Genomic DNA, 23,441 nt, shown 5'->3' on the forward strand with positions numbered 1-23,441 from the left:
ACCCTGACCGGGCATTCCAGCGCTTCCCGACCCCGGCGACGATCGTCCGTCAGCACCCGGGGCCCGCGCGCTCCAACCTGGTCCGGCATGTCCAACTCCCGCTTCGTACATCTCCACGTCCACACCGAGTTCTCGCTGGCGGACTCCACCATCCGTGTGCCGGCCAAACCGGACCAGGCGGACCCGAAGAAGGCCAAGCAGGCCAACCTGCTGTCGCGCTCGGTCGAACTCGGCCTGCCCGCGCTGGCGGTGACCGACCTCAACAACCTGTTCGCCCTGGTCAAGTTCTACAAGGCCGCCGAAGGCGTGGGCATCAAGCCGATCGCCGGTGCCGACGTGCTGATCGCCGAGGAAGGCCAGGACCCGTGGCGGATGACCCTGCTGTGCCGCGACCGCGAGGGTTACCTGAGCCTGTCGCGGCTGCTGACCCGCGCCTGGATGGAAGGCCATCGCCCCGAGGGCGGCGTGGCCGTGCACCCGGACTGGCTGAAGGCCGGCAACGCCAACCTGTTCGCATTGGCCGGGCGGCAGAGCCTGGCCGGGCGCCTGGCGCTGGACGGCAAGCATGAACTGGCCGAGCAGCAGCTGGCCGACTGGCAGCGCGTGTTCGGCGATGGCCTGCACCTGGAGCTGACCCGCACCGGCCGCGAGGGCGAGGAAACCTTCAACCAGTTCGCGCTGATGGCCGCCGGCCAGCGTGGCCTGCCGGTGGTGGCCAGCAACGACGTGCGCTTCCTGTCGCCGTCGGACTTCAGCGCGCACGAAGCGCGCGTGTGCATTTCCACCGGCCGCGTGCTGGACGACCCCAAGCGCCCGCGCGAATACAGCGACCAGCAGTACCTGAAGTCGGCCGAGGAGATGTGCGCGCTGTTCGCCGACATCCCCGATGCGATCGACAACACGCTGGCGCTGGCCGAGCGCTGCAACATCGAGATGCGGCTGGGCACCTACTTCCTGCCCAACTACCCGGTGCCGGACGACGAGACGCTGGACACCTGGATCCAGAAGATGTCGCGCGATGGCCTGGAAGAGCGCCTGGAGAAGAATCCGCTGGCGCCGGGCAAGACCCGCGAAGAGTATTTCGAGCGCCTGGAATTCGAGCTCAACACCATCATCAAGATGGGCTTCCCGGGCTACTTCCTGATCGTGGCCGACTTCATCCAGTGGGGCAAGAACCAGGGTATTCCGATCGGCCCCGGCCGTGGTTCGGGTGCCGGTTCGCTGGTGGCGTGGGCGCTGAAGATCACCGATCTGGACCCGCTGCCGTACAACCTGCTGTTCGAGCGCTTCCTGAACCCGGAACGCGTGTCGATGCCCGACTTCGACATCGACTTCTGCATGGACCGCCGCGACGAGGTGATCGACTACGTCGCCCGCAAGTACGGGCGCGAGCGCGTCAGCCAGATCATCACCTACGGCACCATGGCCGCCAAGGCGGTGGTGCGCGACTCCGGCCGCGTGCTCGGCTTCCCGTACGGCCTGGTCGACGGCGTCTCCAAGCTGATCCCGAACATTCTGGGCATCCACCTGAAAGATGCGCTGGGCAAGGGCAAGGAAGGCCCGAGCTCTGAGATGGCGTCGGCCGAACTGATCCAGCGCTACGAGACCGAGGACGATGTCCGCGACCTGATCGACCTGGCGCTGCAGCTGGAAGACCTGACCCGCAACGCCGGCAAGCACGCCGGTGGCGTGGTGATCGGGCCCGAGCCTCTGAGCGAGTTCTGCCCGCTGTACGCCGAACACGACGAGAACGGCCTCGGCAAGAACCCGGTCACCCAGTTCGACAAGAACGACGTGGAAGAAGTGGGCCTGGTGAAGTTCGACTTCCTGGGCCTGCGCACACTGACCATCATCGACTGGGCGGTGAAGGCGATCAACAAGCGCCATGAGCGCGCCGGCATCCCGCCGGTGGACATCGCCGCGATTCCGCTGGACGACACGCCCACCTACAGGGACATCTTCGCCAACGGCAATACCGGCGCGGTGTTCCAGTTCGAATCCTCCGGCATGCGCCGCCTGCTGAAGGACGCGCGCCCCGACCGTTTCGAAGACCTGATCGCGCTGGTGTCGCTGTACCGCCCCGGCCCGATGGACCTGATTCCCTCCTTCAATGCGCGCAAGCACGGCCAGGAAGAGATCATCTATCCCGATCCGCGCACCGAAGCCATCCTGAAGGACACCTACGGCATCATGGTGTACCAGGAGCAGGTCATGCAGATGGCGCAGATCGTCGGCGGCTACTCGCTGGGCGGCGCCGACCTGCTGCGCCGCGCGATGGGCAAGAAGGTGCCGGCCGAAATGGCCAAGCACCGCGAGATCTTCCGCGAAGGTGCAGCCAAGGGCGGCGTCGATGGCCCCAAGGCCGACGAAATCTTCGACCTGATGGAGAAGTTCGCCGGCTACGGCTTCAACAAGTCGCACGCCGCTGCCTACGCGCTGGTCAGTTACCAGACCGCCTGGCTGAAACGCCATTACCCGGCTGAGTTCATGGCGGCCACGCTGTCGTCCGATCTGGACAACACCGACAAAGTGGTCGGCTTCCTCGACGAGGTGCGCAACCTCGGCCTGACCGTGCTGCCGCCCAAGGTGAACCAGTCGGCCTTCATGTTCGAAGCGGTGACGCCGGACACCATCCAGTACGGCCTCGGGGCGATCAAGGGCGTCGGCCAGGGTGCCTGCGAGGCGGTGGTCGAGGAGCGGCTGAAGGGCGGCCCGTTCAAGGACCTGCTCGACTTCTGCACGCGCGTTGGTTCGGCCAAGCTCAACAGGCGCACGCTGGAAGCGATGATCAACTGTGGTGCGTTGGACGAGCTCGGCCGCAACCGTGCCTCGCTGATGCTGCAGCTGCCGGAGGTGATCAAGGCTACCGACCAGATGGCCCGCGAGCGGGCTTCGGGACAGAACTCGCTGTTCGGTGGCCCGGACCCGAGCGCGACCACGATCCAGCTGGACCTGCCCGAAGCCGAGGAGTGGCCGCTGCTGCAGCGCCTGAACGGCGAGCGCGACACGCTGGGCTTCTATCTCAGTGGCCACCCGTTCGATCCCTGGCGCGACGATGTGCGCGACCTGGTCGGCAACGACCTGGGTTCGGTGGAGAAGATCTGGAGCGCCAACAGCGGTGGTGGCGGCGGCGGCGAAAAGCGCTGGCGCCCGGAAGTGCAGACGGTGCTGGCCGGCCAGGTGGTCGGCGTGCGCCGCAAGGGCGAGAGCCAGATCTTCATCCAGCTTGAGGACGGACGTGGCCGCGTCGAGTGCAGCGCGTTCTCCGACGCGATGGCCGAGTTCGGCCACCTGATGACCAAGGACCGCATCCTGGTGGTCAAGGGCGGCCTGCGCGAGGACGAGTTCAACGGCGGCTTCGCGCTGCGCATCCGCCAGTGCTGGGACTTCGATGAGGTCTGCGCCAACTACGCCACGCGGCTGTCGCTGCGCCTGGACCTGCGCCAGCAGCGCCCGGTCTGGGAGCGCATCGATGCGCTGCTCGACCGCCATCGCCCGGGACGGACGCCACTGCGCCTGGACCTGCTGCTGAAGGGGCCGCACGGCGGCGTCGCCGGCATGCTCGATGTGTCCGGGCAGAGCGCGGTACGCATCGATTCCAAGCTGATGGAGGCGCTGCGCGCCGACCCGGCCGTGCGCACGCTGAAGGTGCGCTACAGCCCGCCATGGGCCAGCTGAGGCTGGCTCCCTCACGGTCCTGTCTCCCCTGTTTCCCCGTTCCAAGTATCAAGGACGATTGCCGATGAAGACCCTGCTGTTCCCGTTCGCTGCCGCACTGGCCCTGGCCGCCTGCTCCCCGTCGAAGATCGAGTTCCAGATCGACAACCCGACCGACACGCCGCTGGCGTTGAGCATCGACGGCCAGGACCTGCCGGTGGCCGCACAGGGCTCGCGCCCGGTCTCGCTCGCTGTCGGCGAGCATCGCCTGCATACCGACAAGCTCGGTGATGTGCGCTTCATCGTCTACGTCGACGGTCGTGGCGGGCTGATCAATCCGACCCTCAGCGAGTACGTGATCGCCCGCGAGATCTACGTCACCGACGAGAGCAAGGTGAAGAACTTCGGCGTCGGCAACAGCGGTATCCAGCTCGGCGGCGTCGACTTCGAAGGCCCGTTCGAGAAGCGCCACGACCTGTTCATCGACAAGACCTGGACCTACGGCGTGCGCGAACCCTTCCCCAAGGAAAAGGTGGTGGCCCACGTTGATTCCAGCGGCGGCCAGATCGTGGCCAAGGTGTTCACCGCTCCCGACTTCATCGCTTACGTGGAAGAAGGCATGGGCGAGCCCGGCGCGTTCAAGCGCGAACAGCCAGGTGGCTACGTGGCCCCGGCCTACAGCCTGGAACCGGCCCCGGCCAGCCTGCCGGCGCTGGTGCCGGCCTTCGAGGCCCACGCCGCGCCCCTGCGCGAGGTCTATGCGCGCTGGCTGAAGGCCACTACCGCCGATGAACAGAAGGCCCTGCGCAAGCAGGATTTCGCCGCACAGATGGCCTTCACCTCGGCCACTGCCACCCTGGGCAGCGGCCTTGGCCGGGAAGCCAACGAGGCCTACAACGACTTCGTCTCCCAGCGCAGCCAGTTGATGGGCCGCAGCGCCCTGGTGGTGCCCTGAGCTGACTGGCGCCCCCTGCCCGGCTGCGCTACCGTCGCCTTCCAGACGAAGGCGTACGGGTGGTTTGCACGCATTCGGCTAGAATTCCCCCCTTCTTTACACGACGGCTTCCGATGAATCCGAACTACCTCGACTTCGAGCAACCCATCGCCGACCTGGAAGCCAAGATCCAGGAGCTGCGCAACGCCAGTGCCGGGCCGGCGGTCAATGTCGAGGCGGAAGTGCACGCGCTGCAGGACAAGCTGCGCATGCGCACCGCGCAGATCTTCCGCAACCTGACCTCGTGGCAGGTGCTGCAGCTGGCCCGCCACCCGTCGCGCCCGTACACCGCCGACTACCTCCGCGTCATGTTCGATGAGTTCCAGGAGCTGGCCGGTGACCGCGCCTTCGCCGACGACAAGGCGATCATGGGCGGCCTGGCCCGCATCAATGGCCGCGCGGTAATGGTGATCGGCCACCAGAAGGGCCGCGACACCAAGGAAAAGATCAAGCGCAACTTCGGCATGCCCAAGCCGGAGGGTTACCGCAAGGCACTGCGCCTGATGAAGATGGCCGAGCGCTTCGGCCTGCCGGTGCTGACCCTGATCGACACCGCCGGCGCCTGGCCGGGCATCGACGCCGAGTCGCGCGGCCAGTCCGAAGCGATCGCGCGCAACCTGATCGAGATGGCCGAGCTGAAGGTGCCGATCATCTGCACCGTGATCGGTGAAGGCGGCTCCGGCGGTGCGTTGGCACTGGGTGTGGGCGACCGCACCGTGATGCTGGAATACGCGGTGTACTCGACCATCACCCCGGAAGGCTGCGCCTCGATCCTGTGGAAGGACGCGGGCAAGGCCAAGGAAGCGGCCGAACAGCTGGGCCTGACCGCGCCTCGCCTGAAGAGCCTGGGCCTGGTCGACAAGGTCGTGCGCGAGCCGACCGGTGGCGCCCACCGCAACCCGACGCAGATGGCCAAGCGCCTGAAGGCCGTGCTGCTGAACGAACTGGACGCGCTGGACAAGCTGTCCACCGAACAGCTGCTGGAACAGCGCTACACGCGCCTGCGCAGTTACGGCACGTACGAAGCGGCCTAAGCCCGGTAGTGCCGGCCGCTGGCCGGCAACACGAGGTGATTGCAGAAATGAAAGAGCCGGGCATTTGCCCGGCTCCTTCGTTTGCGCCCTGACAGCATCCACGCATGGCGTGGATCTACCGGACGCAGGTGACCCCGCCTCAGAACGGCTTGGCCAGCACCAGCCACACGATCGGAATGAACGCCAGCAGCGGGATCTCGTTGATCCAGCGCAGCGCGCGCGACGACGGCAGTGCCCGGCCCTTGGCCACGCCCTTGAGCAAGCGGCCGGTCCAGCCGAAGTACACCAGCAGCACCACCACCAGCCCCAGCTTGGCGTGCAGCCAGCCGGCAGCTCCCGGAGCCACCATGGTCGGGAAATCGGGGATGACCTTGTAGCCCAGCCACAGCACCAGGCCGAGCAGGAACGCCAGGCCGAACATCGAGTGGCCGAAGCGGTACAGGCGCAGGCCCATCAGCTGCAGGCGCTCGGTCACCGCCGGCTGGCCCGCGGTCTCGGCCAGGTTCACCAGGATGCGCGGCAGGTAGAACACCGTGGCCATCCACGCCACCACGAACACGATGTGGAAGGTCTTGACCCAGTAGTAGCTCTGCATGCGCTCGCTCCGGCGGCTGGCGTAGGTTGGCGGCCATTCTCGCATGCCGTGGCGAAGCCGCCGCAGGCACGCCCGCCGCGACACATCGACGCATGGCGCGCCGCAACACCGTACGATAGGCGCCGTTTTCCCCGATCGCGCACCGCCCCATGGACAAGACCTACGACGCCGCCTACTTCCAACGCTGGTACCGCCGTGCCGACATCGGCGGCAGCGCCCGCCTGGCGCGCAAGGTGGCGTTGGCCGTGGCCAGCGCCGAGTACTACCTGGAGCGGCCGATCCGCAGCGTGCTGGATATCGGCTGCGGTGAAGGCGCCTGGCGCGCGCCGCTGCTGAAGCTGCGTCCGAAGGTCGAATATCTCGGCTTCGACAGCAGCGAGTACGCTGTGCGCCGCTACGGCAGGACCCGCAACCTGCACCTGGCCCGCTTCGGCGACTTCGCCTGGCTGCGGCCCTGCGCCCCGGTTGACCTGCTGGTGTGTTCGGACGTGATGCACTACGTGCCCGACCGCGAGCTGCGTGCAGGACTGGCCGGCGTGGCCGAGCTGACCGGCGGCGTGGCCTTCCTGGAGACCTTCGCCGCCGAGGACGCGTTCGAACGCGACCACGACGGCTTCCAGGCCCGACCGGCGCGCTGGTACCGCCGCACGCTGGCCCGCCAGGGCCTGCAGCCGGTAGGGTCGCACTGCTGGCTCGGTCCCGCCCTGGCGGGCGATGCGGCCGCGCTGGAACGGATGTGAATCCGGATTCATTATTTTCAGCCGACTTAACCTGCGGGACACCCGGATGGGATATGCTGCGCGGCAACATATGACCATACATATTCGGTCGTCATGCTCTATCAACTGCACGAACTGACCCGCAACCTGCTCGCCCCCTGGGTGCACCAGGCCCAGGCCAACGCCAGGTTCTTCGCCAACCAGGGCCACTGGTGGTCGCAGATGCCCGGCGCTGATCGCCTGGCGGCGGTCAATGAACTCTTCCACCGCATCGGCAAGGATTACGAGAAGCCCGAGTGGGGCATCAACGAAATCGACGTCGATGGCGAGCGCGTGCCGATCGTCGTGCACGAGGAAGTGAGCAAGCCGTTCTGCAAGCTGCTGCGCTTCAAGCGCCACAGCAATGAAGCCGACCAGCTGCACACCATGCTCAACCAGCCGTTCGTGCTGGTGGTGGCGCCGCTGTCCGGCCACCACGCCACGCTGCTGCGCGACACCGTGCGCACGCTGCTGCGCGACCACCGCGTGTACGTCACCGACTGGGTCGACGCGCGCATGGTGCCGGCCAGCGAAGGCGAGTTCGGGCTGGATGACTACATCGCCTACATCCAGGAGTTCATCCGCCACCTCGGCGTCGAACGCCTGCACGTGGTGAGCGTGTGCCAGCCGACCGTACCGGTGCTGGCCGCGGTTTCACTGATGGCCAGCCGTGGTGAACCGACGCCGCGCACGCTGGTGATGATGGGTGGCCCGATCGATGCGCGCTGCAGCCCGACCGCAGTGAACAACCTGGCCACGCAGAACCCGCTGTCGTGGTTCGAGAACAACGTCATCCACACCGTGCCGGCCAGCTATCCGGGTGCCGGCCGCCGCGTGTACCCGGGCTTCCTGCAGCACGCCGGCTTCCTGTCGATGAACCCGAGCCGCCACTTCAGCTCGCACTGGGATTTCTACACCGACCTGGTCAAGGGCGACCTGGAAGACGCCGACGCGCACCGTCGTTTCTACGACGAGTACAACGCGGTGCTGGACATGCCGGCCAGGTACTACCTCGATACCATCCGCGTGGTGTTCCAGGACTTCCTGCTGCCGCGTGGCGAGTGGGTGGTCAACGGCGAGAAGGTCGATCCGTCGGCGATCCGCGATACCGCGCTGCTGAGCATCGAAGGCGAGCTGGACGACATCGCCGGCCTTGGTCAAACCGAAGCCGCGCAGGCGCTGTGCACCGGCATCACTGCGGACCGCCGTGAGCATTTCATCGTCGAAGGTGCCGGCCACTACGGCATCTTCAGCGGCCGTCGCTGGCGCGAGGTGGTGTACCCGAAGGTGCGCGACTTCTTCGCCGCGCATGCCGAAGCCCCGGCGGCGAAGGCCGCGAAGAAGAAGAGCAACGTCACCCCGTTGCGGCGCAAGGCGGGGTAATGCCCCGCCCGGGGTCGGATCCCTTTCCAACGGAAAGGGCTCTGACCCCAGCATGATGGGATCCGGGGTCAGAGCCCTGTTCTGCGAACAGGGATCCGACCCCTGGCCTGTTACAACCGCACCAGCAGGTTCTTGGCAATCAGCCCATGCAGCTTGCCGATGCCGCGTGCCAGGTGCATCGTCAGCACCAGCAGCAGTGCGCCCGCCGCAGCAACCGCGATCGCCACCAGCGGCGAGGCCGCCATCGGCAGCACATTCACGTCGTTGATGTACACGCCGGGGATGTCACCACTGAAGATCGCCGCGACCGGCGCCCAGATCAGGCTCAGCGACAGCGACAGCAGCGTCACCGCGATGGTGAAGTAGATCACGCCCAGCGGCAGCATCAGCACGAAGTACAGCAGCGTCAGCCAGGTACGGCCATCGGTGAACATGTCGCCGATGCGCTGCAGCCAGGTGCGGCTGCGGTCGGTGTAACGCGGGCGGCGCGGCATGCGCTCGCCCAGCAGCGCTTCCACCAGCCGTCCTTCCAGCAGCGCCAGCCCGCGCACCGAGCCGAAGAACAGCACGGTCAGCGGAATGCCGATGATCAGGATCAGCAGGCCCAGCGACAATGACAGGCCGGTCACCACCCAGGTGAAGAAGAAGATGCCGGTGGCCAGCGACAGCAGCATGTAGAACAGCGCACCGTAGGTGTGCGGATCGGTCACCACGCCGAAGAAGCGCGCCAGCAGCGAACGCTGCACCGGCGCCTGCGGCGGTGAGGCCGGCTCGACGCCACTGGCTTCCGCCGCTGCACGCAGCACCGGCGCGGTATCCGCACGCGGCGTACGCAGCGCGCGGTTCACCGTCACTTCGGTCTCGCGGTAGATGTCGGCCACTTCATCCGGCGCGCCATAGCTGCCGGCAACGTCGGCGATCACCTCGGCCTCGCTGCGGCCGGGCTGCGCCGCCAGCTCCGAGCGCAGGTATTCCTCGGCGTCGTACAGCGCGTCCTGCACCATCGCCGGATCGGCACCTTCCAGCGCCGCGCGCAGCTGCGCCAGGTACTGCGGGATGGTCGTGGGCAGGGCGCGGCCTGCCAGGCTCGGGTCGTTCATTGCGGTACCCCCTCCAACACGGAATCGACGGAATCGCGGGTGGCCTGCCAGGCCTGGCGCCACTGCGCCAGCACCTCGCGGCCACGTTCGTTGATGCGGTAGTAGCGCCGCGGCGGCCCGCTGCTGGAAGGTTCCACATGGCTTTCCAGCAGGCCGGCGCCCTCCAGGTTGCGCAGTACCGGGTACAGCGCGCTCTGCTTGCCGCTCAGCACGCCCTCGCCCACCCGCTCCAGCTCCTTGGCAATGAGGTAGCCGTACAGCGGCTCCCCGGCCCGGGCCAGCACCGCCAGCAGGGCCAGCGACACCGTTCCGGCGCTGAGTTCCTTCTGGAACTTCTTCAGGTGGACATCGTCCTCGGACATGACCGGCCCTCCACTACGTTGAAGTCCACAGTAGTGCGAAGTTCGGTATAGCGAATGTGTCGTTAGTCACTCTCCCGGTTGGCGCCGCTGCGCGGCTCGCGCAGAATCGAAGCCTCGTTCATGTTCCGGGGTTCCCATGCCGCACCGCCGTTGCCTTGCCCTGACCGCCCTCGCCCTGGCCTGCCTGCTGCCCGCCCTGGCCAGCGCGGCCACGCCCTACCGCAGCCCTCAGCAGATCCTCGACGCCTCGGCGGCCAGCGACTGGCGCACCCCGGACCCGGCCAACCTGCTGTACATGGACCTGCCGGCCGGTCGGGTCATCATCGAGCTGGCCCCGCAGTTCGCCCCGCGCCATGTCGCCAACATCCAGACCTTCGCCCACGAGCACTTCTGGGACGGCACCAGCATCTACCGCTCGCAGGACAACTTCGTGGTGCAGTTCGGCGATGCCGACGCCGATGACGCAGCCAAGGCCAAGCCGTTCGGCAGCGCCGCGCGCAAGTTGCCGGCCGAGTTCGAGCGCACCAGCGCCGGCCTGAAGGTCACCGTGCTGCCGGACCGCGATGGCTGGGCCGCGCAGACCGGTTTTGTCGACGGCTTCCCGGTCGGCCAGGACCCGCAGGCCGGCAAGGCCTGGCTGGCACATTGCTACGGCATGCTGGGCGCGGGCCGCAGCAACGAGGAAGACAGCAGCATCGGTGCCGAACTGTACGTGGTGACCGGACAGTCGCCGCGCCAACTGGACCGCAACATCACCCTGGTCGGTCGCGTGCTGAAGGGCATGGAGCTGCTCAGCGCGACGCCGCGCGGGCCGGCGCCGATGGGCTTCTACACCGACCCGACACTGCGCACGCCGATCGTGTCGATCCGCCGCGCCAGCGACGTGCCGGCAGCCGAGCGCACGCCGATCCAGGTACTGCGTACCGACTCGAAGACCTTCGCCGATACGGTGGAGGCGCGGCGCAACCGCGTGGATGATTTCTACAAGCGTCCGGCCGGGCATATCGATCTGTGCAATATTCCGGTGCCGGTGCGCTGATGGTTTCCTGCGCGTGACGCGTGCTGAAGGTGCTTCACTGTTCATGGGCGTTACTTTTCTTTGTACGCAAAGAAAAGTAACCAAAAGAAACGCGCCGCCAGGTCGCGAGCCGCCGTGTTTCGCACGTCGGTCCCCTGCGCTTCTCGGTGAATCAGGGGACGGTGTGCACAAGGCAGCCGACTAGCAGTCGGCTCTACAGGACATCGGCACCTCTTCGCCCCTGATTCCCCTGCGATGCTCGGGTCGCTCAAGGCGGACCCAGTTCAAAGGCCACAGCTGCATCCAGAAGATCCACGCAATGCGTGGATGCTTTTGCTGTTGATCTTGACCTTCCAGTCCGCCTTGAGCGAGCCGAGCACCGCAGGTCTGGCGAGGGCGAAGAGGCGCGGGTGTCTGAGCGCAGCGAGTTCCCGCGCCGTCCCTCGACGGGCCGAGGAGCGCAGGGCACCGGTGCGCAGCACCGGCTCGCGGCCTGGCGGCGTGTTTCTTTGGTTACTTTCTTTGCACGAGCAAAGAAAGTGACACCTCTCCGCAGGCGTGGAAAAGAGCTGCCGGGCAGCGCCCGGCACTACCAGTGCGTCGGCGCGCTCAGCCCTTCTGACTCACCGCCACGCTGCCCAGAATCAACACACCGGCAATCAACATCTGCAACGTCACCGGCTCACCCAGGAACAACCACGCAAACGCCGCGCCGAACAGCGGAATCAGGTAGGTCACCGTCGACGCCCGCGACGGGCCGATACGACCGATCAGGCGGTAGAACATCAGGAACGCCAGCCCGGTGCAGGCCACGCCCAAGGCAATCGCCGCGCCCCACGCCTTCAGCGGAATCGCCGCCTGCGGCCAGTGGGTCACCGCCATCGGCAGCATCCACAGCGAGGCACACGACAGCGTTGCAGCAGCGGCCGCCGCCGAGGGCAGGCCGGTCATGTGCCGCTTCACCAGGTTCACGCCCAGGCCGTACAGCAACGAAGCCGCGGCACCAGCCAGCACTGCAGTGCCGATGCTCAGGCCCGAGACCTTGGCCGTGGCGAGTACCACCACGCCGGCGAAGCCGACCAGCAGCGGGCCCGCACGGCGCATGCCGATCTTCTCGCCGAAGAACAGGAAGGCGATCAGCGCGGCGAACAGCACGGTCATCGCATTGCAGATGGCGCCGATCGCCGCAGGGGCTCGCTCGGCCGCGTAGGCGAACAGCACGAACGGCAGCGCCGAGTTGATCAGCCCGATCGGTGCCAGCCACAGCCAGCGCCGCGGTGGGAACTGCGCGCGGGCACGCCACAGGAACGGCAGCAGCACCAGCGCGCCCAGCACCAGCCGCACCTCGACCAGCGCGAACGGACCGAACGACGGCACCGCCACCCGCATGAACAGGAACGAGCAGCCCCAGATGGCGCCCAGCAGGGTCAACTCCAGCGGTGTGCGCCAGTCGCGCTCGGCTGCCTGTGGGACCGCATTCATGCCTCGCCTCCGTCCATCGTCAATTCCTCGTCAAGGCAGACAGGATCGGGCGCAGACGCCTGCCGCACAAGCGCGTAGTATCGCTGCCAGCCACAAATATGGTTTGAGGCTCGACATGCAGCTACGCCCTTCCCTGCTCCCCGCACTGGCCGTGTTCGCGGTCGCCGCGCGCCACCAGAACTTCGCCCAGGCCGCGCAGGAGCTGCACCTGACCGCCAGCGCGGTCAGCCACCATGTGCGCCGGCTGGAAGAAGTGCTGGAAGTACGCCTGTTCCTGCGCCACGCCCGCGGCGTGCGCCTGACCGCCGAGGGCCGGCAACTGGCCGACGCCGCCAGCGCCGCCTTCACCGATGTCGCGGCCGTCGCCCATCACCTGCAGCCGGATGCCGACAGCGTGCCGTTGCGGATCACCACGCTGCGCTCGCTCTCCTACTGCTGGCTGCTGCCACGGCTGCCGCGCTTCACCCAGGCCCATCCGCACATCCGCATCGAGCTGCACACCGGCAGCGGCCTGGATCGCTACGACGACAATGGGCCGGAAGTCGGCATCCGCTACGGTCTGGGCCAGTGGCCGGGCCTGCGTGCGCAGCACCTGATGGACGACTACCTGTTCCCGGTGGCCTCGCCGGCGCTGGCCGGGGTCGAAGCACTGGTCGATCCGGCGCGCATCGCCGACCTGCCGCTGCTGACCGACCTGTCGCCGCAGGGCTGGCGCGACTGGTTCCGTCATGCCGGCGTGCGCCCGCCCTCGCCGCTGCCGCCGATGCACACCTTCGCCGACAGCACCGATGCGATGCGTGCAGCGGTGTACGGCATGGGCGCGGTGCTGGCACGTACCCACATCGCGCAGCCCTACCTGCAGCGCTACGAGGTGGTACGCCTGCCCGGCCCGGCGCTGAAGGCGCGCTATGCGTATCACGTGGTGCAGGCCGAAGGACAACCGCCGAGCCCGGCCGCACGCCTGTTCATCGACTGGTTGCTGGAGCAGGCGCAGGACGAACGCACGCCGATTCCCGCATTGCCGGACAGCCTGCTCGGACGCCCGGCCACACGCGCCTGACTGCGCCCTCACCCGTTCTTTGCCCGGCGCTGGCTAGGCTGCAGGCAACTCCACAACGTACCTACGCCATGGCCATGCTGCGACTGCGCATCACCGGAACCGAAGACGACGCCCGCGCCATCAGCGACCTGCTGCTCGGCCTGGAGGGCATCGAACATGTCGAGGAAACCGACGACCTGATGCCGCACATGGACGACGACGATTCCAGTTCGGCCGGGCTGTCCGATGACATCGGCCCGGGCATCCACGAGCTGGAAGTGGAAGTCGGCAATGAAAGCACCGCGCAGAAGGTGCGCGACGCGGTGCAGGAACTGGCGCTGGAGCTGGATGTGTTCGTCGAGTACGAGACCGACGAGGGCTGACGCCGGCTCCCTGCCGGCATCAGCCGTCACCTCAGCGGGTGGGCGGCAGCGTGCGACGGCGGCGACGCCACCACGCCCGCACACCCCAGGCCACGACCAGGGCCAGCACACCCACCGGCAGCAACGCGGCGACGGCGCGGATCAGGAACGCAATGCCGCCGCTGAGGATGCTGCCCGACTCGCTCAGCGCCTCGCCGATCTCGCTGCGGCTGCGCTGGCCCGAGGTGGTGTCGAAGTGGATCGTCACCAGCTGGGTATCGATGCGCCGACGCTGCTGTGCGGCATCCTTGTTGGCCTGCTCGACGCCTGCTTCGATCTCCGACAGCCGCGTGGTGATCGCCATCAGGTCCTCGATCTTCAGGTCCTTGCGGTCCTGGTAGGACAACAGCCGCGCGTGTTCCTTCTCCAGCCGGGACTTGGTCAGCGCGGTGTCCGCTACTTCCTGCGCGAGGTCCTCCGCGCGCGTGTTGCGCGACTGCAGCGTGCCGCCCTCACCGGCCATCGCGATCAGCGGCTCGGTGCCCTTCGGCGCGATGCGCACCTTCACTTCACCGCTGGGCTGCTCGCCGCCGCGCTGGTCGACCTGCAACACTGCACAGTCGCCGAACTTCGCGCTCTGGCAGGCCTGGGCGATCTGCTGGATGCGCGGTGCGATCTGCGCCGCCTCCAGCTGCACCTGCACGTCATGTTCGTAGGCCAGGAATGCGCCTTCCGGCGAAGCAACAGCGGCATCGGCCGCGGTCGCGCCCGCCTCTGCAGCGCGCTCACCGTTCTTGGCGCAGGCTGCCAGTGCCAACAGCAGCACCGGCACTGCCAGCGTGCGCGTCCACGCGCACAGCGGCCTCACAGCGCGGCTCCGTTGTAGGAGGTCACCGAAAGACCGGCCAGATCGACCTGCGGCACGCAGCGAACGTTCACCGCCACCATCGGTGTGCCGGTACGCGGATCGATCGCTTCGCTGTAGGGGGCGATACCGCATTGGCGGCAGTGGTGGTGGTCGATATGCGCCTTGTTGAAGTGGTAGGTGGCCACGTCAGCCGGATCGGTGGCCAGCTGGAACGCCTCGCGCGGGGCGAACCACAGCAGGCTGCCGCGACGGCGGCACATCGAGCAGTTGCAGTCGATGACGTCGCTGATCGGCGCCTCGGCCTGTACGGTGAATGCGATCATGCCGCAATGGCAGCTTCCTTGGTATTCCATGTCCTGCGCTCCTTTGGAGGGTCCTTGAAACCGCCCATGGTAATCCTATGGCACGGGGACAAAGCAGCGACGGGCCCCTATGCTCAGGGTTTGACCCCGTACAGGAATGCCGATGCGCCCGCATCTTCTTGCCCTCGCCCTGGTCGCTGCGCTGGCCGGTTGCCAGCCTGCCGACGCCCCGACCAACGCTTCCACCCCGGCCACCAGCCAGCAGGCCGGTGACGCGGCGGTCGATGCCGCCTTCGCCGATCTGTCCAAGCGCGCCCTGGACACCTGGATGCAGCTGTCGCCGGTCAGCGCCACCCAGATCGGTGACCACCGCTACGACAGCGAACTGGACGACCTGAGCGCCGCCGGCCAGCAGAAGACCGTGGCCGCCTACAAGGCGCTGCTGGGCGAGCTGGACAAGATCGAGGTGGCCAAGCTGGGCCGCGAGAACCAGGTGGACGCGGCGATCCTGCGCAACCAGCTGCAGTCGGAAATCTGGAACGCCGAAGTGCTCCAGTCCGGCAAGTGGGACCCGCAGCTGTACAACGGCATCGCCGGCAGCGCGATCTATGGCCTGATGGCCCGGGAGTTCGCACCGCTGCCGGAACGCCTGAAGTCGGCGACCGCGCGCATGGAAAAGCTGCCGGCGATCTTCGCCCAGGCACGCGAGAACCTGGATCCGGCCCGCGTTCCGAAGATCCATGCCGAGACGGTGGCCAAGCAGAACAAGGGCATCCTCAGCATCGTCGATACCTTCATCACCCCGCACATCGGCGAACTGCCGCAGGCCGACCAGCAGCGCCTGCAGGCCGCCATCGACGGCCTGAAGAAGGCCGTGGACGAGCAGCAGACCTGGCTGGACAAGACCCTGGTGCCGAACGCCAAGGGCGACTTCCGCATTGGTGCGGAAAAGTACGACCAGAAGCTGAAGTTCGCGCTGAGCTCCTCGCTGTCGCGCCAGGAGATCGGTGAGCGTGCACGCGCCGAACTCAAGCGCGTGCGCGAGGACATGTACGGCATCGCGCAGACCGTACTGAAGGACAAGCCGGGTGCGCCGGAGATGCCGGCCCAGCCGACCGACGAGCAGCAGCAGAAGGCGATCGAGGCCGCACTGGAACTGGCCTACGCCGACAAGCCGGCGCGCGACAAGGTGGTCGATGATGCCAAGGCCGCGCTGGAGCAGTCCACCGCGTTCGTGCGCGAGCACGACCTGGTGACCCTGCCCGACGCGCCGGTGGACATCATCCTGATGCCGGAATTCCAGCGTGGCGTGGCCGTGGCCTACTGCGACTCTCCGGGCCCGCTGGACAAGAACCTGAAGACCTTCTACGCCGTGTCGCCGATTCCGGACGACTGGAACGAGAAGCAGGTCGACTCGTTCCTGCGTGAATACAACTCGCGCATGATCCACCTGCTGAGCATCCACGAAGGCACCCCGGGCCATTACCTGGAAGGCTGGCACTCGGCCAAGTTCCCCTCCACCCTGCGTGCGGTGCTGCGTTCGGGCCTGTTCGCCGAAGGCTGGGCGGTCTATACCGAGCGCATGATGCAGGAGCAGGGCTACCTCGACAACGACCCGCTGTTCCACCTGGTGCAGCTGAAGTTCTACCTGCGCACGATCTCCAACGCGATCCTCGACCAGGGCGTGCACGTGGACAACTGGGATCGCGAGAAGGCGATGCACCTGATGACCCACGACGCGTTCCAGCAGGAAAGCGAAGCGGCCGGCAAGTGGGTGCGCGCGCAGCTGACCTCGGCGCAGCTGCCGACCTACTTCGTGGGTGCGCAGGAACACTTCGACACCCGCAAGGCGGTGCAGGAAAAGCTGGGCGACAAGTTCAACCTGAAGGCGTACCACGACCAGGTACTGTCCTACGGCGCACCGCCGGTGCGTTTCGCACGCCAGCTGATGCTGGACCAGCCGATCGAGTGATCGGCTGCGGGGCTGAATGCCCCGCGGCTCTGGCAGCACCTCACGGCCCGGGCTTCCCGGGCCGTTCTCGTTTGAAGCGCCCGACGGCCTCACATCCGGTGTATGTACAGCTTCCCGGCATTGCTGCGGATATCAAGAAAGTACTTCACCTTGCAGCCCCGGCATGCCGCCGGATGCACTTCATCAAACCCACGTTGGTTCTCCAGCGCGACGGCCAGTATGGGATGCCCGCAGTCGAAACAGCAGAATGCAATGTTGTTGCCATGGGGATCGGCGTCGATCTGGTCGCCATAGTGATCCATTACCAGAAAGTCCGTGATTTTCATGGTCGATCTCCAGAGTAGGTGAATCACCCGCAGACTACATCGCAACCCCGCAGCCCAGAAGGGCACGCGTCGCCTACAGGGCAACGCATCCTTCCCGCCACGTTGGAGCCGCTCCGGTCCTGAACCGTTGCACATCGGGCGTGCGTGACCTCACACCTGGCGAACAACTCCGGGCGCATCTTTCGCCAGGTTCCCCCTTCCGCCGGCGTCCATGTCTCTCCCCCTCTTGCGTCTTGCGCTGCTGCCCGCGCTGTTGGCCAGCACTCCTGCCTACGCTGCCTGCCCGCCGCCACCGGCGGGACAGCCCGACATCCGTGCCCTGGGCTACTACACCGACAAGGCTGGTTCGGTGATCGACCCGGCACTTCGCCAGCAGAACAAGGACGCCACTGCGCCGCTGGACCGCTATGCCGCCGACGTGGCGCGCATGAGCGACGACTACCTGCGCGACGGTGACCCGGCAGCCGCACAGTGCACGCTGAACTGGCTGGGTGCGTGGGCCGACGACGGCGCCATGCTCGGGCAGATGATCCGGGTCAACAACAACCAGTCGTTCTACATGCGGCAGTGGATGCTCGATGCGGTAGCGATGGCCTACCTGAAGGTGCACGACCAGGCAGATGCCCGGCAGCGCGCGCGCATCGATCCGTGGTTGCAGAGGCTGGCCCGGGCCAACCTGGCGTACTGGAACAATCCGAAACGGCGCCGCAACAACCACTACTACTGGGGCGGTCTGGGCGTGCTGGCCACCGGGCTGGCCACCGACGACGATGCCCTGTGGCAAGCCGGCCACGCCGCCTTCCAGAAGGGCGTCGATGACATCCAGGACGATGGCAGCCTGCCGCTGGAGATGGCGCGCGGGCAACGCGCCCTGCACTACCACGACTACGCATTGGCGCCGCTGGTGATGATGGCCGAGCTGGCACGGCTGCGCGGCCAGGACTGGTACGCCAGCAGGGATCACGCCATTGACCGTCTTGCCCGCCGCGTCATCGAAGGCAGCAAGGACCCTGCATGGTTCAACGAACACACCGGCGTTGCACAGCTGCCCCTGCAGGCCAGCGGCTGGGTCGAGTTCTACCGCTTGCGCTCACCCGATGGCGGCCTGTTCGACGCCGCGCATGCACGCGGACCGTTCCGTTCCCCACGGCTGGGCGGCGACCTTACGTTGATGGCTGCGCAGGGCATCGTGCGCACGCCGCTGCGATAGCCCCTTGTTTCAGCGACGGGCCCGCTGTAGCAGCTGCTGGAACTGCGCACGGCTGCAGCCCTGCCGGTCACAGCCCGGCAAGGGCAGTGCGACGCGTCCCGGCGGCTGCGCCTCGGTCAGCGGCACGGCATCGCGCAGCTGCGCGGTGGTCGGATAGACGTAGGCCAGGCGGAACCGCTCGCCACCGCTCTGGCGGTCACGCCAACGCTCGAACTGCAGCAGGCCGCCGATCGGCGTCTTCTCGTACTGGCCTGGCAGGCTGTAGTCGCTGATTCCCAACGCCGCCAGCACCGAACCGATATTGGAATCATGGCCGACCAGCAGGATCACCTTCGGCGACGCCGGATCACCGAACGACGCATCCACGCGCGCCAGCAGCGGAGCGGCCACGTCACGCGCCACCGCGGGTGTTCCGAACAGGATGTCCTGGTAGCGGTTGCGGATCTGCGCCAACGCCATCCATTGGCCTTCCGTGTTCAAGCGGCCCCAACCTTCGCGCGGAACGCCACTTCCCTGGTAATGCTCCATCAGCAGGGCATCGACCAGACCGCTGGCCAGTGCCAGTGAACCCGAAGCGCGTGGCTCCTTGCCCGGCTCCGCATTGAAGGTCGTGTCGCCCAGCACCAGATGACAGTCGCTGCGCCCCGTACAGGCCGCCGACTGCGGGTAACGGGTGATTTCCTCCACCACGGACAGTGCGGGTGCCAGATCCGATGCTGTCAGCGCCTGCTGCATTGCCGCCAGCGCGCGCTTGCGGAATGCCGCGTCATCGTTGTGGATCACCGGGTCGAACAGCGGATCCATCGTCCCCAGCGCCATGCGCTGTTCGACCGCAACATGGCAGCCCGGAAACGCACCGGCAATGAAGAACTGCGCGGTGGCCTGGGTACGCTGCAGGCTGTTGGCATGGGCGTGGAAGTCAGCCGGCTGCGGGCAACCCGACGCCGGCAACAATTGCGCCTGGCGCAGCCACTGGCCGATGTAGCGCCCCATGTAGACTTCCAGCACGCCGCCCTTGGTGGTCAGCTCGCCGGGGCCTACGTCCCAGCGTGGCCAGCGCTCCGGCGTGGCATGGGCAAGGGCGCCCGACGCCACCACCGGCGCGCGCAGGTTGTGGCGGCTGAGCAGGACGACCTGCTCGAGCTGGTCGCCTTGCACCGGTGTCGTCGCCGCGGCTGCGGCCGTGGTGGCCAGAATGAGTGCCAGCAACAAGGAGCGTACGGGTCGGATCATGCAGGTCTCCGGAAACACGTTGGGGTCAGAGCCCTTTCCTGCGGAAAGGGATCCGACCCCAAGGCATACGTGGCCAGGGTCGGATCCTGCTCGCAGAGAAGGCTCCGACCCCGAAAGCAATCATTGATCGGCGGCCACAAAACCACCGGTCTGTCGCGCCCACAAGCGCGCGTACAGACCACCGGCGGCGATCAGTTCGGCGTGGCTGCCGGTCTCGACGATGCGGCCCTGGTCCATCACCACCAGCCGGTCCATGCGTGCGATGGTCGACAGCCGGTGCGCGATCGCGATCACCGTCTTGCCGCCCATCAGCTCATCCAGGCTGTCCTGGATCGCCGCTTCCACTTCCGAGTCCAGCGCCGAGGTCGCTTCGTCCAGCACCAGGATCGGGGCGTCCTTCAGCAGCACGCGGGCAATGGCGATGCGCTGGCGCTGGCCACCTGACAGCTTCACGCCACGCTCGCCGACATGTGCGTCGTAACCACGACGCCCCTGCCCATCCACCAGCGTGTCGATGAAGGCTTCGGCACGCGCCTTGGCCACCGCAGCGCGCAACTGCTCATCGGTCGCGTCCGGACGGCCGTACAGCAGGTTGTCGCGGATCGAGCGATGCAGCAGCGAGGTGTCCTGGGTGACCACGCCGATCTGCTGGCGCAGACTTTCCTGAGTGACGTAGGCAATGTCCTGGTCGTCGATCAGGATGCGGCCGCTTTCCAGGTCGTACAGGCGCAGCAGCACGTTGACCAGGGTCGACTTGCCGGCACCGGAAGGACCCACCAGGCCGATCTTCTCGCCCGGCTTCACCACCAGGTCCAGGCCTGCGATCACGCCACCCTTCTTGCCATAGTGGAAGTGGATGTCCTGGAAGTGCACGCCACCGCGGGTCACCTGCAACGGCACCGCGTCCTCGCGGTCCTGCACGGTCAGCGGCTGGGCGATGGTGGTGATGCCGTCCTGCACCGTACCGATGTCCTCGAAGATGCCATTGATGGTCCACATGATCCAGCCGGACATGTTGTGGATGCGGATCACCAGGCCGGTCGCCAGCGTGATCGCACCGACGGTGATGTGGCCGCCATTCCACAACCACAGCGCGAGCCCGCAGGTACCGGCAATCAGGAAACCGTTGACGATGGCGATGGTCAGGTCCATGCCGGTGGTCACCCGGGTCTGCGCGCGGTGCTTGACCGCCAGTTCCTGGATCGATTCGGCCACATAGGCCTGCTCGCGCCCGCCATGGGCGAACAGCTTCAACGTGGGAATGTTGGTGTAGCCATCGACGATGCGGCCCATCGCCTTGGAACGCGCTTCGGACGCAATCCAGGCCCGTTCCTTCGCGCGCGGCACGAAGTAGACCATGATCACCGCATAGGCCAGCAGCCACAGGATCAGCGGCACCATCAGCCGCCAGTCCGCCTGCGCGAACAGGTACAGCGCGGTGCCGGTGTAGACCACGATGTACCAGAGCGAGTCGACCATCTGCACCGCCGACTCGCGCAGCGAGGTACCGGTCTGCATCACCCGGTTGGCGACGCTGCCGGCGAAGTCATTCTGGAAGAAGCTCAGGCTCTGCCGCACCACGTAGTTGTGCATCAGCCAGCGCGAGCGGTTGCTCAGGCCGGGCACGATCGCCTGGTTGACCAGCAGGTTGTGCAGGCCGACCAGGATCGGCCGCGCGATGACCGTGATGAACAGCATCCAGCCCAGTTCATTGGCATGGCGCTTGAAGAAATCGGCCCCCGGTTGCTCGGCGACCATGTCGACGATGCGGCCCAGGTAATCGAACATCGCCACTTCCACCAGCGCCAGCAGCAGGCCGGCGATCAGGGTCGCCAGCAGCACCGGCCACACCGGGCGCAGGTAGTGCAGGTAGAACGGCAGCACCTTGCGCGGTGGCATGCGCCCATCCACGGGCGGGAACACCGGGATCAGGGATTCAAACCAACGGAACATCGCACTCCCTCGCCTCTTGCAAGCGGCGAAGTATCCCACGCCGGATGTGTACGCCAGCCGATGATCGCCGCCGCTCCGGTAGTGCCGGCCGCTGGCCGGCACCCTTGCGGCATTTCGGAAGATCATGAGGTTGCCGGCCAGCGGCCGGCACTACCTTCATTCGTTGACCGGGGTGAACAGCAGGTCCTGGAAATCGAAGCTGAAATCGGTCAGGTCGGAGATCGACTGCATGCGAACCTCGCGCACCTTGCCGTCCGGGTCCAGGCTGAAGTTCACGAACGCATCGGCGTTGAGCGAGCGGTCATCCCAGCGCACGATGAAGGTGTCGTGCTGCCAGTGCTCCAGGCGGCCGCTCAGCTGCGCGGTCTTCATGAAGCGCAGGCGCAGGCCCTTGCCTGCGGCACTGACCTGCATGTCGCCATACCAGCGGTCGCGGAACGTGCCGGTGTAGCCGGCCAGCGGCAGCGACGGCCTGCTGCCCTTGTCGCGCGCGCTCTGATGCTTGGCCCAGGCCTCGTCGGCCTTGTCCTGGCCCTTGGCCACGGCCTTGGCATAGGCGTCCACCCAGTCGTGCTTGTCGCCGCCCAGATAGGCATCAAGCACGCTCAGGGTGATCGCGTTGAACGCCGCGCCCACTTCCTGGTTGGTCAGCACCACCACGCCCAGCTTCTCGCCCGGCACCAGGGTCAAGCGCGAGACCATGCCCGGCCAGCCACCGGTGTGCCAGACCAGTTTCCGGCCGCGATAGTCACTCAGGCTCCAGCCTTCGCCATAGCCGGCAAAGTTGGCCCGTGCCGGTGCCAGCTCCGGCACGCTCGGCGCCGGGATCGACTGCGGGGTGATCATCCGCCACATCTGCTGCTGGCTCTTTTCGCTGAACAGCGCAGTGCCGTCGGCCAGCTTGCCTTCGGCCAGCTGCACCTGCATCCAGCGCGCCATGTCGTGCGCACTGGAATAAATGCCACCGGCGCCGGCATTGTTCGACCAGGTCAGCGGTGCGACGGTGCGCAGGTCCTTGAAATCGTACTTGGCGTGGCCGACCGCCGCCGTGTCACCCGGCTTCAGGTGGTCGGCGTTGTAGCGCGTGCCGGCCATGCCCACCTTGTCGAAGATGCGGGTCTGCAGGAACTGCTGGTAGCTCACGCCCGAGACGTGCTCGATCACCTGCTGGGCGACCGCGTACAGGATGTTGTCGTAGGCATAGCTTTCGCGGAAGCCGCCCTTCAGCGGCACCTTGCCCAGCCGCTGCACTACTTCGGCGTTGCTGTAGGACGTGGTTGGCCAGAACAGCAGGTCACCGGCGCCCAGGCTCAGGCCGCTACGATGCGACAGCAGGTCGCGGATCGTCATCTGCCCGGTCACGAACGGGTCGGACATGCGGAACGACGGCAGGTGGTCGATCACCTTGTCGTCCATCTTCAACTTGCCCTCTTCCGCCAGCAGGTTCAGCGAGGTGGCCGTGAACGCCTTGGTGTTGGACGCAATGGCAAACAGCGTATCGGCCTGCACCGGTTCCGGCTTGCCCTGCTCGCGCACGCCCCAGCCGCGCTCCAGCACCACCTCGCCATCCTTGACCACCGCTACGGCAATGCCGGGCACGTCGAACTGCGCGCGCACGCGCTCGACGGTCGCATCCAGGTCCTGCAGCGGCGGCGGGGTCGCCGCGCTCGCCATGGTCGTGCACGCCAGCAGCACGGCTCCTCCGATCCAGGGTTTCATCCAGCACGATCTCCGAACAGGGGTGGCGGCCATGTGCAGGCCGTCACCGGGGTTTCGCGGGATGGTAACGTCCG

The 23,441-nt window shown here is 66.9% G+C and carries 20 protein-coding genes; 10 read left to right on the plus strand and 10 right to left on the minus strand.

Features of this window, described 5'->3' with window-relative positions; translation table 11 throughout:
* Positions 1-87 precede the first annotated feature (87 nt).
* From dnaE to E5790_RS02805, 3 genes are all read left to right on the plus strand, one after another.
* Positions 88-3,678, plus strand: coding sequence for a DNA polymerase III subunit alpha (gene dnaE, locus E5790_RS02795; RefSeq protein ID WP_014646489.1), 3,591 nt, complete (start codon positions 88-90; stop codon positions 3,676-3,678).
* Positions 3,679-3,742: 64 nt separating this feature from the next.
* Entirely contained in the window at positions 3,743-4,612 is an 870-nt protein-coding gene (locus tag E5790_RS02800; protein ID WP_014646488.1) for a hypothetical protein, read from the plus strand.
* A 113-nt stretch (positions 4,613-4,725) separates the two neighbouring features.
* Positions 4,726-5,685 (plus strand): acetyl-CoA carboxylase carboxyltransferase subunit alpha, encoded by a 960-nt coding sequence (locus E5790_RS02805; protein ID WP_014646487.1) that lies wholly within the window; start codon positions 4,726-4,728, stop codon positions 5,683-5,685.
* Between the two features lie 139 nt (positions 5,686-5,824).
* Here the strand turns inward: E5790_RS02805 and E5790_RS02810 are convergent, their stop codons facing one another.
* A complete protein-coding gene (locus tag E5790_RS02810; protein WP_014646486.1) occupies positions 5,825-6,280 on the minus strand; it encodes a CopD family protein in 456 nt (151 codons plus the stop codon).
* Between the two features lie 149 nt (positions 6,281-6,429).
* Between E5790_RS02810 and E5790_RS02815 the strand changes: the two genes are divergently transcribed.
* Together E5790_RS02815 and phaZ are read left to right on the plus strand one after the other, a co-directional pair.
* The gene (locus E5790_RS02815) at positions 6,430-7,020 is read left to right on the plus strand and encodes a class I SAM-dependent methyltransferase (protein WP_136191676.1); all 591 of its coding nucleotides are present in this window, start codon (positions 6,430-6,432) and stop codon (positions 7,018-7,020) included.
* A 93-nt stretch (positions 7,021-7,113) separates the two neighbouring features.
* Entirely contained in the window at positions 7,114-8,421 is a 1,308-nt protein-coding gene (phaZ, locus tag E5790_RS02820) for a polyhydroxyalkanoate depolymerase (RefSeq protein ID WP_014646484.1), read from the plus strand.
* Positions 8,422-8,531: 110 nt separating this feature from the next.
* On the opposite strand, the gene E5790_RS02825 is transcribed toward phaZ, so the two are convergent.
* Positions 8,532-9,521 carry a sensor domain-containing protein gene (locus E5790_RS02825; RefSeq protein ID WP_014646483.1) on the minus strand — a complete coding sequence of 330 codons (990 nt, stop codon included), beginning with the start codon at positions 9,519-9,521 and terminating at the stop codon, positions 8,532-8,534.
* Positions 9,518-9,883, minus strand: a complete 366-nt coding sequence (locus E5790_RS02830) for a PadR family transcriptional regulator (protein WP_004150914.1) — start codon at positions 9,881-9,883, stop codon at positions 9,518-9,520. Before E5790_RS02830 ends, E5790_RS02825 begins: the two co-directional genes overlap by 4 nt.
* A 136-nt stretch (positions 9,884-10,019) precedes the next feature.
* On the opposite strand from E5790_RS02830, the gene E5790_RS02835 reads away from it, so the two are divergent.
* Positions 10,020-10,922: a peptidylprolyl isomerase gene (locus E5790_RS02835; RefSeq protein ID WP_111206639.1), complete on the plus strand. Its 903-nt coding sequence runs from the start codon at positions 10,020-10,022 to the stop codon at positions 10,920-10,922.
* 588 nt (positions 10,923-11,510) lie between these two features.
* Here E5790_RS02835 and E5790_RS02840 read toward each other — a convergent pair.
* Entirely contained in the window at positions 11,511-12,383 is an 873-nt protein-coding gene (locus tag E5790_RS02840) for a DMT family transporter (RefSeq protein ID WP_136191677.1), read from the minus strand.
* 115 nt (positions 12,384-12,498) lie between these two features.
* Between E5790_RS02840 and E5790_RS02845 the strand changes: the two genes are divergently transcribed.
* Together E5790_RS02845 and E5790_RS02850 are read left to right on the plus strand one after the other, a co-directional pair.
* Positions 12,499-13,443 (plus strand): LysR substrate-binding domain-containing protein, encoded by a 945-nt coding sequence (locus E5790_RS02845; RefSeq protein ID WP_111206637.1) that lies wholly within the window; start codon positions 12,499-12,501, stop codon positions 13,441-13,443.
* Between the two features lie 68 nt (positions 13,444-13,511).
* A complete protein-coding gene (locus E5790_RS02850; RefSeq protein ID WP_005408721.1) occupies positions 13,512-13,805 on the plus strand; it encodes a hypothetical protein in 294 nt (97 codons plus the stop codon).
* A 31-nt stretch (positions 13,806-13,836) separates the two neighbouring features.
* On the opposite strand, the gene E5790_RS02855 is transcribed toward E5790_RS02850, so the two are convergent.
* Together E5790_RS02855 and E5790_RS02860 are read right to left on the minus strand one after the other, a co-directional pair.
* Complete coding sequence (locus E5790_RS02855) at positions 13,837-14,652, minus strand: DUF4349 domain-containing protein (protein WP_111206635.1); 816 nt, start codon at positions 14,650-14,652, stop codon at positions 13,837-13,839.
* Positions 14,649-15,005 (minus strand): GFA family protein, encoded by a 357-nt coding sequence (locus E5790_RS02860; protein ID WP_046429700.1) that lies wholly within the window; start codon positions 15,003-15,005, stop codon positions 14,649-14,651. The genes E5790_RS02855 and E5790_RS02860 overlap by 4 nt, the downstream gene beginning before the upstream one ends.
* 112 nt (positions 15,006-15,117) lie before the next feature.
* On the opposite strand from E5790_RS02860, the gene E5790_RS02865 reads away from it, so the two are divergent.
* Positions 15,118-16,926, plus strand: coding sequence for a DUF885 domain-containing protein (locus E5790_RS02865; RefSeq protein WP_032956825.1), 1,809 nt, complete (start codon positions 15,118-15,120; stop codon positions 16,924-16,926).
* Between the two features lie 89 nt (positions 16,927-17,015).
* Here the strand turns inward: E5790_RS02865 and E5790_RS02870 are convergent, their stop codons facing one another.
* Positions 17,016-17,252 carry a hypothetical protein gene (locus tag E5790_RS02870; protein WP_046429698.1) on the minus strand — a complete coding sequence of 79 codons (237 nt, stop codon included), beginning with the start codon at positions 17,250-17,252 and terminating at the stop codon, positions 17,016-17,018.
* 211 nt (positions 17,253-17,463) lie between these two features.
* Between E5790_RS02870 and E5790_RS02875 the strand changes: the two genes are divergently transcribed.
* Entirely contained in the window at positions 17,464-18,462 is a 999-nt protein-coding gene (locus E5790_RS02875) for a polysaccharide lyase (RefSeq protein ID WP_046429697.1), read from the plus strand.
* Between the two features lie 9 nt (positions 18,463-18,471).
* Here E5790_RS02875 and agp read toward each other — a convergent pair whose 3' ends face one another.
* The 3 genes from agp to E5790_RS02890 form a co-directional block, all read right to left on the minus strand.
* On the minus strand, positions 18,472-19,695 hold the full coding sequence (gene agp, locus E5790_RS02880) for a bifunctional glucose-1-phosphatase/inositol phosphatase (protein WP_126411868.1): 1,224 nt from the start codon (positions 19,693-19,695) through the stop codon (positions 18,472-18,474).
* Between the two features lie 120 nt (positions 19,696-19,815).
* Positions 19,816-21,648, minus strand: a complete 1,833-nt coding sequence (gene smrA, locus E5790_RS02885; RefSeq protein WP_032956816.1) for a multidrug efflux ABC transporter SmrA — start codon at positions 21,646-21,648, stop codon at positions 19,816-19,818.
* A 156-nt stretch (positions 21,649-21,804) separates the two neighbouring features.
* The gene (locus E5790_RS02890) at positions 21,805-23,367 is read right to left on the minus strand and encodes a serine hydrolase (RefSeq protein ID WP_041863194.1); all 1,563 of its coding nucleotides are present in this window, start codon (positions 23,365-23,367) and stop codon (positions 21,805-21,807) included.
* Positions 23,368-23,441 lie beyond the last annotated feature (74 nt).

It is taken from the genome of Stenotrophomonas sp. PAMC25021 (assembly GCF_004795795.1).
GTDB lineage: Bacteria > Pseudomonadota > Gammaproteobacteria > Xanthomonadales > Xanthomonadaceae > Stenotrophomonas > Stenotrophomonas muris.